The sequence below is a fragment of the Mannheimia sp. E30BD genome, assembly GCF_041807785.1.
In the GTDB taxonomy this organism is placed as follows: domain Bacteria; phylum Pseudomonadota; class Gammaproteobacteria; order Enterobacterales; family Pasteurellaceae; genus Mannheimia.
The window spans coordinates 83,608-96,407 of sequence record NZ_JBGTYX010000005.1 but is presented as its reverse complement, the minus strand read 5'-3'; the positions used below and the strand labels follow the sequence as shown (position 1 = coordinate 96,407).

At 39.6% G+C, this 12,800-nt stretch carries 8 protein-coding genes and 2 tRNA genes; all 10 read left to right on the top strand.

What is annotated here, in order from left to right; genetic code table 11:
- Positions 1-27 precede the first annotated feature (27 nt).
- Complete coding sequence (gene lolB / locus ACERCG_RS04995) at positions 28-660, top strand: lipoprotein insertase outer membrane protein LolB (protein ID WP_373610959.1); 633 nt, start codon at positions 28-30, stop codon at positions 658-660.
- Entirely contained in the window at positions 648-1,511 is an 864-nt protein-coding gene (ispE, locus tag ACERCG_RS04990) for a 4-(cytidine 5'-diphospho)-2-C-methyl-D-erythritol kinase (RefSeq protein ID WP_373610958.1), read from the top strand. The genes lolB and ispE overlap by 13 nt, the downstream gene beginning before the upstream one ends.
- Before the next feature lie 15 nt (positions 1,512-1,526).
- The gene (locus tag ACERCG_RS04985) at positions 1,527-2,477 is read left to right on the top strand and encodes a ribose-phosphate pyrophosphokinase (RefSeq protein WP_373610957.1); all 951 of its coding nucleotides are present in this window, start codon (positions 1,527-1,529) and stop codon (positions 2,475-2,477) included.
- A 69-nt stretch (positions 2,478-2,546) separates the two neighbouring features.
- A complete protein-coding gene (gene pyrD, locus ACERCG_RS04980; RefSeq protein ID WP_373610956.1) occupies positions 2,547-3,563 on the top strand; it encodes a quinone-dependent dihydroorotate dehydrogenase in 1,017 nt (338 codons plus the stop codon).
- A gap of 326 nt (positions 3,564-3,889) precedes the next feature.
- Positions 3,890-6,547: a pyruvate dehydrogenase (acetyl-transferring), homodimeric type gene (gene aceE, locus ACERCG_RS04975; protein WP_373610955.1), complete on the top strand. Its 2,658-nt coding sequence runs from the start codon at positions 3,890-3,892 to the stop codon at positions 6,545-6,547.
- 207 nt (positions 6,548-6,754) lie between these two features.
- A complete protein-coding gene (aceF, locus tag ACERCG_RS04970) occupies positions 6,755-8,665 on the top strand; it encodes a pyruvate dehydrogenase complex dihydrolipoyllysine-residue acetyltransferase (protein ID WP_373610954.1) in 1,911 nt (636 codons plus the stop codon).
- Between the two features lie 70 nt (positions 8,666-8,735).
- Positions 8,736-10,160 carry a dihydrolipoyl dehydrogenase gene (gene lpdA, locus ACERCG_RS04965; protein WP_373610953.1) on the top strand — a complete coding sequence of 475 codons (1,425 nt, stop codon included), beginning with the start codon at positions 8,736-8,738 and terminating at the stop codon, positions 10,158-10,160.
- 190 nt (positions 10,161-10,350) lie between these two features.
- Positions 10,351-10,426 (top strand) — tRNA-Gly (locus ACERCG_RS04960).
- Positions 10,427-10,442: 16 nt separating this feature from the next.
- Positions 10,443-10,516: transfer RNA gene (locus ACERCG_RS04955), tRNA-Cys, on the top strand.
- A gap of 104 nt (positions 10,517-10,620) precedes the next feature.
- On the top strand, positions 10,621-12,771 hold the full coding sequence (locus ACERCG_RS04950; protein WP_373610952.1) for a transglycosylase SLT domain-containing protein: 2,151 nt from the start codon (positions 10,621-10,623) through the stop codon (positions 12,769-12,771).
- The last annotated feature ends 29 nt before the right edge of the window (positions 12,772-12,800 follow it).

The window sequence follows — 12,800 nt, the reverse complement described above, 5'->3', positions numbered from 1 at the left end:
TTCGTTCCATAACAATTTAAGAGTATTATGAAAAAACTGACAAAACTTTTATCACTTGGGGCGTTAATCGTCCTAACTGGTTGTAACTCGGTGTTAAATGCACCAACCGAAGTGCAAAAGCCAACGGTAGAAATTCCACATAACGATCCGCAATGGCAGCAGCATTTGGCTCAATTAGCTAAAATTCAGGGCTATAAAGCAACAGGGCAATTTGGTTATATTTCACCAGAAGAGCGTTTTTCTTCTCATTTCAACTGGCAATACAATACGCCAACGAATTTTGGTTTAGAACTTTCTTCTAATCTTTCCTCAAAATCACTTAAATTAGTGCGTAATCAACGAGGTTTGACGGTGTCGGATAGCGAGGGTCATTCTCGTTCTGATCGTGATGTGAATGCGTTGATGGAAGAGATTATTGGGGTTTCATTCCCTATAGATCAATTTGCTTATTGGGTAAAAGGTCAGCCTGAAAAAGGCAGTAATTATGTTGTGAATGAAAAACGTCAGCTCTCACAATTTAGCTATCCGTTAAATGGAACGGTTTGGAAAGCGAGCTATGTGGAATACCACGAAGATCTTGTACCGAACTTACCAAAATTAATTGTGCTCGAGAACGGTACTCAAACATTGAAGATCCGTATTGATAGATGGACTTACTAATGGAAAAAGTCACTTTACCCAGCCCTGCTAAATTAAATCTGTTTTTGTATATTACCAATAAACGGGCAGATGGTTATCACGAGTTACAAACGCTCTTTCAATTTTTGGATTTTGGCGATGAAATTGAGATTGAAATCACAAATAGTCCTGAAATTGAGCTACTCAATCAAGTTGAAGGTGTAGCAGTTGAAGATAACTTAATTTATCGAGCTGCAAAACTTTTGCAAAAAACGACTGCTTGTAGCAAAGGAGCGAGAATTAGTATTACTAAAAATTTGCCGATGGGCGGTGGTGTTGGCGGTGGTTCATCAAATGCAGCAACGGTGTTGGTTGGGTTAAATCACTTATGGCAAACAGGACTTTCACTTGAGCAGTTAGCGGAATTAGGACTAAGTTTAGGGGCTGATGTTCCCATTTTTGTGAGAGGTGTTGCCGCCTTTGCTGAAGGGGTCGGGGAGGTTTTAACACCTTGTGAGCCAGAAGAAAAATGGTATGTAGTATTAAAGCCTGATGTTTCAATTTCAACAGCGGTGGTTTTTAACGATCCACATTTACCGAGAAACACACCAAAACGCACTTTATCAGAATTATTATCTTCAAAATGGGCAAACGATTGCGAAAAAGTTGTACGAGAAAGGTATTCTGTAGTTGAAGATCTTATGCAAGAATTGTTACAATATGCAATGTTTAGGCTGACGGGTACAGGTGCTTGTATTTTCGCCGAATTTAATACCAAAGCGGAAGCCGAACAGGTTTTTGCACATAAGCCAAAAGAGACATTTGGCTTTGTGGCGAAAGGGAAAAATATTTCGCCATTACATCAAACATTATTCCAAACTAACCACCGATAACCAAAGGATCATTCGATGACTGATATTAAACTGTTTGCGGGCAACGCAACGCCGGAACTTGCTAATCGTATTGCAAAACAACTTTATACATCATTAGGTAATGCAACTGTTGGTCGTTTTAGTGATGGTGAAATTCAAGTGCAAATCAATGAAAATGTGCGTGGAGGCGATATTTTCATCGTGCAATCAACTTGTGCACCAACGAATGATAATCTAATGGAATTGATTGTTATGGTTGATGCGTTACGCCGTGCATCGGCAGGGCGTATTACCGCAGTTATCCCATATTTCGGTTATGCTCGCCAAGATAGACGTGTGCGTTCAGCTCGTGTGCCTATTACCGCAAAAGTGGTAGCAGACTTCCTTTCAAGCGTGGGGGTTGATAGAGTATTAACCTGTGACTTACACGCAGAGCAAATTCAAGGTTTCTTTGATGTACCTGTTGATAACGTATTTGGTTCGCCGGTGTTAATTGATGACATTTTGAAAAAATCAGATTTAGTCAATCCAATCGTGGTATCTCCAGATATTGGCGGGGTAGTTCGTGCAAGAGCAGTTGCTAAGTTATTAAATGATACCGATATGGCGATTATCGACAAACGCCGCCCTAAAGCAAATGTTTCTCAAGTAATGCACATTATCGGTGATGTTGCAGATCGTGATTGTATCTTGGTTGATGATATGATTGATACAGGTGGTACTTTAGTAAAAGCTGCGGAAGCATTAAAAGAGCGTGGTGCTCGCCGTGTATTTGCTTATGCAACACACGCCGTATTCTCTGGTTCTGCGGCTCAAAACTTAGCAAATCCTGCATTAGATGAAATTGTGGTAACAGATACTATTCCATTAAGCAATGAAATCAAAGCACTTAATAAAGTGCGTGTTTTAACTTTATCAGGAATGCTTGCTGAAGCGATTCGTCGCATTAGCAATGAAGAATCGATCTCTGCGATGTTTGATGCATAATTTATTTGAGATAAAAACCCAATCGAAAGATTGGGTTTTTTACATTTTGTATTTATTAAGATAATGACTATGTATTCCTTAATCCGTAAAGTTCTATTTTCTCTTGATGCAGAAAAAGCCCATCAGTTCTCTATCCAAAGTTTATCACTTATTGGTAAGCTGCCTTGTTCACTTTTGCCTATTCCTTATAATCCTACTGAAGTAATGGGGCTTAAATTTAAGAATCCTATTGGGCTAGCAGCAGGAGCGGATAAAAATGGTGAGGCTATCGATGGTTTTGGTAAATTAGGATTCGGTTTTATTGAAGTAGGAACTGTTACTCCATTAGCACAAGATGGTAATCCTAAGCCAAGGCAGTTTCGAGTGTTGGAAGCTGAAGGTATTATTAACCGCAATGGCTTTAACAATAAAGGAGTGGATGCTCTTATTGAGAATGTGAAAAAAGCGAAATATGATGGCATTCTAGGGATTAATATAGGAAAAAATGCCATCACACCGATTGAGCGTAGCCTAGATGATTATTTGATTTGCTTACGTAAAGTATATGAATATGCCGATTATGTAACAGTGAATATTTCATCACCCAATACTAAAAATTTGCGTAGCTTACAGTATGGTGAAGCCTTAGATGATTTACTGGCGAACCTTAAGCAAGAACAAGCACAACTTTTTCAAAAAATTGGCAAATATCGACCGCTTGTATTAAAAATAGCTCCTGATTTAACCGATGAAGAAATTGCTTCTGTTGCAGATAGCCTAGTTCGACATCAAATTGATGGTGTCATTGCCGGTAATACCACGCTTTCTCGTGAAAGTGTGGCGGGTTTAACGCACGCTGAACTGCAAGGGGGATTAAGCGGTAAGCCACTACATCAATTAAGTACTCGATTGATTTCAAGGCTATCTACAGAACTCAAAGGGCGTGTACCTATCATTGGAAGTGGGGGAATTCACTCGCTAGCAAGTGGACAAGAGAAAATTGATGCTGGTGCGAGTTTACTTCAGCTTTATTCTGCGATGATTTATCAAGGTCCATCTCTTATTCAAAATGTGGCGAAAGTTTGCTTAAATCAAAATAGTGTGTAACGTTGCTTTATTTTGCACAAAGTGAGGTGTAAGCCTACCCCTTGAAAATTGGACAAAATCAGCGATTTTTGCTATCTTGCACTACAAATTTATCTATAAAATTTAAACAAATTTTATAGTTTTTTATAAAAAGTGTTTAAAATCAAATAGATAATAGATTTACTTGTGGTTTTTAGTCTTAAATTTCAATGAAGAAGAAATTCAAAATAGCGATTTGAAATGAATTTTTTCAGTAAAAATTGGTCTAAAAACCATCAAATAAGCAAAATTTGTTAAAATTTTGTTATTTATTACTTCAATCATTAATTTTAATAAGGAAGAATACTATGTCAGAGAACTTAAGAAATGACGTAGATCCAATCGAAACTCAAGATTGGTTAGCATCACTTGATTCGTTAATTCGTGAAGAAGGTTTAGAGCGTGCTCAATTTATTGTTGAACAGGTTATCAGCCAAGCCCGTGCTGGAGGCGTACCATTACCAACAGGGACAACAACAGATTATGTGAACACGATTCCTGTTTCTGAGCAACCAGCTTATCCAGGTGATCATAAAATCGAGCGTCGTATTCGTTCTGCGGTACGTTGGAATGCGATTGCAGCGGTTTTGCGTAGCCAGAAAAAAGATCTTGACTTAGGTGGGCACATCTCAACATTCCAATCAGCAGCGACAATGTATGAAGTTTGCTATAACCATTTCTTTAAAGCGCCAACTGAGAAAAACGGTGGTGATTTAATCTTCTTCCAAGGGCACGCTGCGCCAGGTATGTATGGACGTGCATTTTTAGAAGGTCGTATTACTGAAGAGCAAATGGATAACTTCCGCCAAGAAGCCTTTACTGATGGCTTGTCCTCTTATCCACATCCTAAATTAATGCCTGAGTTCTGGCAATTCTCAACCGTATCAATGGGTTTAGGTCCTGTTAATGCTATCTACCAAGCTCGTTTCTTAAAATATTTAGAACACCGTGGTTTAAAAGATACGGCTGATCAAAAAGTATATGCTTTCTTAGGTGATGGCGAGATGGATGAAATTGAGTCTAAAGGTGCATTATCATTCGCAGGCCGTGAGAAATTAAACAATTTAATCTTCACCGTTAGCTGTAACTTACAACGTTTAGATGGTCCGGTAAATGGTAATGGCAAAATCGTTCAAGAATTAGAGGGCGTATTTACAGGTGCAGGTTGGGAAGTCATTAAAGTATTATGGGGTAGCGAGTGGGATAAATTATTCGCTAAAGATACATCAGGTAAATTAGCACAATTAATGATGGAGGTAGTTGATGGTGACTACTTAACCTTCAAATCAAAAAACGGTGCTTACGTTCGTGAACATTTCTTCGGTCGTTACCCGGAAACTGCAGCATTAGTTGCTGATATGACAGATGATGAAATCTGGGCATTACGCCGTGGTGCACACGATTCTGAAAAATTGTATGCAGCTTACGCAAAAGCACAAAAATCAGACAAACCTGTTGTGATTTTAGCTCAACAAGTAAAAGGCTACCGTATTCCTGAAGCGGAAAGTAAAAATACCGCGCACCAGTCGAAAAAAATGTCATTAGAGAGCTTAAAAGGTTTCCGTGATTACTTTGAATTACCATTAACCGATGAGCAAGTTGAAAACTTAGACTACATCAAATTTGCTGAAGGCTCAGAAGAATACAACTACTTACACGGTAAACGTAAAGACTTAAACGGCTATGTTCCGGTTCGTAAACCGAAATTTACTGTTGAGTTTAAAGTGCCTGAATTATCAGAGTTCCAAGCTCTATTAGATGAGCAGCCGCGAGGTATTTCAACCACGATGGCATTTTCTCGTGTATTAAATACGTTATTAAAAGATAAAAATATCGGTAAGCAAATTGTACCAATCATTGCGGACGAAGCTCGTACTTTCGGTATGGAAGGCTTGTTCCGTCAAATTGGTATTTACAATCCATTCGGTCAAAACTATATACCATCAGACCGTGATTTAGTGGCTTACTATCGTGAAGCGAAAGATGGTCAAGTATTACAAGAAGGTATCAATGAGTTAGGTGCAACAGCATCTTGGGTTGCTGCAGCAACATCATACTCTGTAAGCAACTTACCGATGATTCCATTCTTCATTTACTACTCAATGTTCGGTTTCCAACGTGTAGGCGATATGATGTGGTTAGCTGGCGACCAATTAGCTCGTGGCTTTATGATCGGTGGTACATCAGGTCGTACAACATTAAACGGCGAAGGTTTACAACACGAAGATGGACATAGCCATATCCAAGCAGGTGTAATCCCGAACTGTGTAACTTACGACCCAGCATTTGCATTTGAAGTGGCAGTAATCGTTCAAGACGGTATTCGCCGTATGTATGGTGAAGATCAAGAAAATGTCTTCTACTACATCACAACTTTAAACGAAATTACAGACCAACCAGCGATGCCAGCAGGTGCTGAAGAAGGTATCCGTAAAGGCTTATATAAATTTGAAACCGTTGAAGGTAAAGGTAAAGGTCGTGTTCAATTATTAAGCTCGGGTGCAATTATGCGTCACGTTCGCTTAGCGGCACAAATTCTTGCAAATGACTATGGCGTAACAGCAGATGTATTCTCAGCGCCATCATTCAACGAATTAGGTCGTGATGGTGCAGATGCAGCTCGTTGGAATTTATTACACCCAACAGCAGAACAACGTGTTCCTTATGTAGCACAAGTGTTAGATGATGTTCCAACCGTTGCAGCAACTGACTATATGAAACTTTATGCAGAACAAATCCGTGCATATGTACCAAGCAAACACTATCACGTTTTAGGTACAGATGGTTTCGGTCGTTCAGACAGCCGTGCGAACTTACGTGAACACTTCGAAGTTGATGAGCGTTATGTGGTAGTTGCAGCTCTTTCTCAATTAGCGAAAGAAGGCACAGTAGAAACTAAAGTGGTTGCTGATGCTATTGCTAAATTTGGCTTAAATGTGGATCGTATTAATCCATTATATGCGTAATTTCTAATACTCTCTCCCTTGATGGGAGAGAGACAGCTAAAAGTTTCGTTGAGAAACTTTTGGCAGAGAGAGGGTGTTAGGTTTATTTGCAAAAATGTTGAGAAAATTAACCGCTTGTATTCCCCTCTCCCTGATTTTTTTCTGAACGAAGAAAAATCTGTCCCTCTCCTACAAGGGGAGAGGCGGTAACTTAAGAAGGATTTTAAAATGTCAAAACAAATTAATGTACCAGATATCGGTTCAGATGAAGTAAGCGTTACTGAAGTGATGGTAAAAGTTGGCGATACTATTTCGGTAGACCAATCAATTATTAACGTAGAAGGCGACAAGGCTTCTATGGAAGTACCAGCACCAGAAGCAGGTGTGGTAAAAGAAGTATTAGTAAAAGTAGGTGATAAAGTTTCAACTGGTTCTCCGATGTTAGTATTAGAATCAGCTGATGCAGCACCAGTGGCTGAAGCACCAAAAGCAGAATCTGCTCCTGCGGCAGCACCGGCAGCACCGGCAGCAGCGACATCTGCAGTTGTTGAAGTGAATGTGCCAGATATCGGTTCAGACGAAGTAAACGTCACTGAAATTATGGTTAAGGTAGGCGACAGCGTTGAAGTTGATCAATCAATTATTAACGTTGAAGGCGATAAGGCTTCAATGGAAGTGCCGGCACCAATTGCGGGTGTAGTAAAAGAGATTTTAATCAACGTGGGCGATAAAGTTTCAACGGGCAAATTAATTATGAAGTTTGAAACAGCATCAGCTGCTCCAGCACAATCAGTTCCTGATACAGCACCAGCTCAAGCATCAGCATCTGCAATTAAAGATGTGAATGTGCCAGATATCGGTGGCGATGAAGTAAACGTAACTGAAATTATGGTTAAAGTAGGGGATTCTGTATCAGAAGAGCAATCTTTAATTACTGTTGAAGGCGATAAAGCCTCAATGGAAGTACCAGCTCCATTTGCAGGTGTGGTAAAAGAAATTTTAGTGAAATCAGGCGATAAAGTTTCAACTGGTTCATTAATTATGAAATTTGAAGTAGCGGGTGCTGCACCAGCTCCAGCAGTAACTCAAACAGCTTCAGCACCAGCTCCACAAGCAGTAGCTCCTACGAAAACTGATGCAGCTCCTGCAGGTCAAAACCAATCTGGTTTAAACCAAGAGCAAGTGGTTTCTGCGGCAGGTTATGCACACGCAACACCAGTTATTCGCCGTTTAGCTCGTGAGTTTGGTGTAAACCTAGATAAAGTAAAAGGTACAGGTCGTAAAGGTCGTATTGTTAAAGAAGATATTCAAGCATACGTTAAAACGGCTGTTCAAGTATTTGAAAAACAAGGCGGAACAGCAGCGGCAGCAACTGGTGCGGCAAACGGTGCTGGTTTAGGTTTACTACCGTGGCCGAAAGTTGATTTCAGCAAGTTTGGTGAAGTTGAAGAAGTTGAATTAAGCCGTATCAATAAGATTTCTGGTGCGAACTTACACCGTAACTGGGTAATGATTCCTCACGTTACACACTTTGATCGTACAGACATCACAGAGTTAGAGAACTTCCGTAAAGAGCAAAACAAAGAAGCTGAAAAACGTAAGTTAGATGTGAAGATCACGCCAGTAGTATTCATTATGAAAGCGGTTGCAAGCGCATTAGAAGCGTTCCCTCGTTTCAACAGCTCAATTTCTGAAGATGCACAACGTTTAACATTGAAAAAATACATTAACATCGGCGTTGCGGTAGATACACCAAACGGCTTAGTTGTTCCAGTATTTAAAAATGTAAACAAAAAAGGGATTATCGAGCTTTCTCGTGAATTAATGGAAGTATCGAAAAAAGCGCGTGAAGGTAAATTAACGGCATCTGATATGCAAGGCGGCTGTTTCACGATTTCAAGCTTAGGTGGTATCGGTACAACCCACTTTACTCCGATTGTAAATGCCCCTGAAGTAGCAATTTTAGGCGTGTCTAAGTCTGAAATGCAGCCAATTTGGAATGGTAAAGAATTTGAACCTCGCTTAATGCTTCCATTGTCATTATCATTTGACCACCGTGTAATCGATGGTGCTGATGGTGCGAGATTCTTATCTTATATCAATTCGGTATTAGCAGATATTCGTCGTTTAGTAATGTAATTTTAACAAGCGGTTGTTTTTACAAAATTTTTTGCAAAATCGACCGCTTGTATAGCAAATTGAGGCAAATATGAGTAAAGAAATTAAAACGCAAGTTGTGGTACTTGGTGCAGGTCCTGCAGGTTATTCTGCAGCATTCCGCTGTGCAGACTTAGGTTTAGAAACTGTAATCGTTGAACGCTATTCAACGTTAGGTGGTGTATGTTTAAACGTAGGTTGTATCCCATCTAAAGCATTATTACACGTTGCAAAAGTAATCGAAGAAGCAAAACACGCTGAACACAATGGTATTACTTTTGGTGAGCCAACTATTGATTTAGATAAAGTGCGTGCCGGTAAAGAAGCAGTTGTGTCAAAATTAACAGGCGGTTTGGCTGGTATGGCTAAAGCACGTAAAGTTACTGTAGTGGAAGGTTTAGCTGCATTCACTGGCCCGAACACATTAGTGGCTCGTGACCGTGATGGTAACCCAACAACAATTAACTTTGATAATGCGATTATTGCAGCAGGTTCACGCCCAATTCAATTACCATTCATTCCACACGAAGATCCACGTGTTTGGGATTCAACCGATGCACTTAAATTAAAAGAAGTACCTAAAAAACTATTAATTATGGGCGGTGGTATCATCGGATTAGAAATGGGGACAGTTTATAACGCTTTAGGCTCAGAAGTGGAAGTGGTTGAAATGTTTGACCAAGTGATTCCTGCTGCAGATAAAGATATTGTTGCGATTTACACCAAACAAATCGAGAAAAAATTCAAGTTAATGCTTGAAACTAAAGTAACTGCAGTTGAAGCAAAAGATGACGGTATCTATGTTTCAATGGAAGGCAAAGCGTGCAACGACACTAAGCGTTACGATGCGGTATTAGTAGCAATCGGCCGTGTACCAAACGGCAAGTTAATTGATGCAGGTAAAGCAGGCGTACATGTAGACGAGCGTGGTTTTATTCCAGTAGATAAACAACTTCGTACTAATGTGCCACATATCTTCGCAATCGGTGATATCGTTGGTCAGCCAATGCTAGCTCACAAAGGCGTACACGAAGGACACGTTGCGGCAGAAGTTATTGCTGGAATGAAACATTACTTCGACCCGAAAGTGATCCCATCTATCGCTTATACTGAGCCAGAAGTGGCTTGGGTAGGTAAAACAGAGAAAGAGTGTAAGCAAGAAGGCTTAAACTACGAAGTGGCTAAATTCCCTTGGGCTGCTTCAGGTCGTGCGATTGCGTCTGAATGTTCAGAAGGTATGACGAAGTTAATCTTCGATAAAGACACTCACCGTGTATTAGGTGGTGCGATTGTAGGTAGCAACGGTGGCGAATTATTAGGCGAAATCGGCTTAGCTATCGAAATGGGCTGTGATGCAGAAGACATCGCATTAACCATTCACGCTCACCCAACCCTACACGAATCAGTAGGTTTAGCAGCTGAAGTATTTGAAGGTTCTATTACAGACTTGCCAAATGCGAAAGCGAAAAAACGCTAATTGATAAGTTCTAGCAAGCGGTTGTTTTTTGTAAATTTTTTGCAAAATTCAACCGCTTGATTATTTTTAAAACATTAATGAAGTTGAGTGAAGTTTTTTTCAGCATTTGGCAGCAGAAGTTTCATTTTGTCATTGACATAAAATCATAAATCCGTAAAATGCACATTGTTCTTTCACGGAACATTCAAATGCGGGAATAGCTCAGTTGGTAGAGCACGACCTTGCCAAGGTCGGGGTCGCGAGTTCGAGCCTCGTTTCCCGCTCCAATTTTTCAAATCTTGTGGCGTGTTAGCAAAGCGGTTATGCACTGGATTGCAAATCCATGTAGCTCGGTTCGACTCCGGGACACGCCTCCATTAAACTTCATCATTTCTCACTTTAATTCAATATTTTCTTGAAATATTCATATTGAACTTTATTTGCCTTTTTCTGCCTAAAACCCACGACTAAGGAGAAAACTATGTGGAAGAAAACTTTGCTTGCCCTGTTTTTAGCGAGCCAATATACCTTTGCGGCAGGAGCTGGGCAAGAGCCATCAAAAAGTTATACTGAAACAGAATTAAAACAATTAAAAAATGATTGGTTAGCGATTTATCAGAAAGAGTTGCAGCACGCAGAAAATTTACGTTTAAAGCAGAGAGAAAATTTTCAGCAGATTAATTATTTAGTTGATGCGGCAGTCAGTCAGAAAAATTTATCGCCTACAACAGAGCAAGTTATCCAACGTTTATTGGCGACTTTATCGGGCTATCCGTTAGAAATGGAAGCCGAATGGAAGCTGCTGAATGCTAAAATGACATCGAAGCAAGCAACAGAGCAAGAAGTTAAAGCCTTTGTAGCAAAATATCCAGAATCTTTATATCAACGGCAGTTGCAGAATTTTCTGTTTGAGCTGCTTTATCGTGAGCAGAAATTTGAAGAATTGGTTGAATATGCAAAAGTCGTTAAGCCTATGCAGTTAGTGGATCAATGTCGTTTATTTTCAGCTCGTTATGAAATTGCAGCAAGCAAAGCTCAAATAAATCCGATGGTTGAGCAAAAAGTAGAAAATGCAGAATTATCCGCCTTAGTGAAAGAGTTTGATGATTTCTGGTTGGCTAATCCTAAATTAACGCCTGACTGTGCGAATTTAGAAAGTTTTTGGCGAGATCAGGGCTTAAAAACAGATGAAAAAGTACGTTTGAAAGCGGTTGAATTAGTCAAACAAAATGCAAATGCGGAAATTGCTAATCTAGCACTTAATGCAACTGATGAAAATCTGAAAACGTGGTTAAGTTCAGTTGAGAAAGTATCGGCTAATCCGAAAGAGTTGCAAAGTTTTATTGAAAATCAACCGCTTGATTCGGTATTTAAAACGGAAAATAAAGTAATTATTATGGAATTATTGCCAAAATATATCCGTACTCAGCCAGAGAAACTGGAGAATCCGACATTTGAACAATACCAATTATGGGCTGAGAAATATCAATTTAGTGAAGATGAGCTTAAAGCGTTAAAAATTGCATTTATCAGCCGACATTTTGATAATGAAGAGCCAACGTTCCAATTCTGGCGTGATGAGCAGATTAAAACCTTAGGGGCTGATAATCTATTAGAACGCAGATTGCGTATGGCAATTTGGCAACGCTCAGATTTAAATGAGTGGTTAAATCTTCTGTCAAATGAGGCTAAAAATAAGGCGGAATGGCGTTATTGGTCGGCAAAAATTGAAAAGAATGAAGCTAAACGTAAATCCGCATTTGAGGAATTAGTCAAAGAGCGAGGTTTCTATCCAATGCTGGCGGCACAACAATTAGGTATGGCTTATCAATTACCTGTTATCGAAGTGGCGGATTTAACTCGACCACAACGTGAATTATATGAAAAGCAATTTGAGCGTATTCAAGAATTACGTGAGATAGGGCAAGCTGATCAGGCTAAGCGAGCTTGGATTAATTTAATCAATAATGTGAAACCTGAAACAGGAGAAAATTCGCCTGTTAAAACGCAACTTGCTATTATTAAATATGCAAAAGAGCAAAATTGGTATGATTTAGCGGTGGAAGGTACAATTCAGATAAAAGCCTTTGATCATATTGATTTACGCTTGCCAAATGCCTATTCAGATTGGTTTGAGCTCAACTTGCAAGGTAAAAATGTGAGCAAATCATTTGCCCAAGCTATTGCACGCCAAGAGAGTGCTTGGAATCCACAAGCTCAATCACACGCTAATGCGAGAGGGCTAATGCAGATGTTGCCCGCTACTGCAGAAAAAACGGCAAAAGATAACGGATTACCTTTTAGAGGCGAGCGAGATTTATTTAGACCATTCAACAATATTATGCTTGGCACAACGCATTTAATGGAGCTTAATGAAAAATATCCAAATAACCGTATTTTGATTTCATCGGCGTATAATGCAGGTGCTGGGCGTGTAGAGCAGTGGCTCAAACGCAGTAATGGCACTTTAGTAATGGATGAATTTATCGCAAGTATTCCGTTTTATGAAACGAGAGGTTATGTGCAGAATGTGTTGGCTTATGACTACTATTACCAAACATTGTATGGTGATATAAAAGCAAAAGATGGATTAAAAATGTTCTATCAAGCGGAATTAGAGCGAAAATATTAAAAAAGGCTTGCATTTTTACATTAAAAGCC

Excerpts from the sequence above, each read along its gene's own strand:
- lolB (WP_373610959.1), top strand. The coding sequence starts at position 28 with ATGAAAAAACTGACAAAACTTTTATCACTTGGGGCGTTAATCGTCCTA.
- ispE (WP_373610958.1), top strand. The coding sequence starts at position 648 with ATGGACTTACTAATGGAAAAAGTCACTTTACCCAGCCCTGCTAAATTA.
- ACERCG_RS04985 (WP_373610957.1), top strand. The coding sequence starts at position 1,527 with ATGACTGATATTAAACTGTTTGCGGGCAACGCAACGCCGGAACTTGCT.
- pyrD (WP_373610956.1), top strand. The coding sequence starts at position 2,547 with ATGTATTCCTTAATCCGTAAAGTTCTATTTTCTCTTGATGCAGAAAAA.
- aceE (WP_373610955.1), top strand. The coding sequence starts at position 3,890 with ATGTCAGAGAACTTAAGAAATGACGTAGATCCAATCGAAACTCAAGAT.
- aceF (WP_373610954.1), top strand. The coding sequence starts at position 6,755 with ATGTCAAAACAAATTAATGTACCAGATATCGGTTCAGATGAAGTAAGC.
- lpdA (WP_373610953.1), top strand. The coding sequence starts at position 8,736 with ATGAGTAAAGAAATTAAAACGCAAGTTGTGGTACTTGGTGCAGGTCCT.
- ACERCG_RS04950 (WP_373610952.1), top strand. The coding sequence starts at position 10,621 with ATGTGGAAGAAAACTTTGCTTGCCCTGTTTTTAGCGAGCCAATATACC.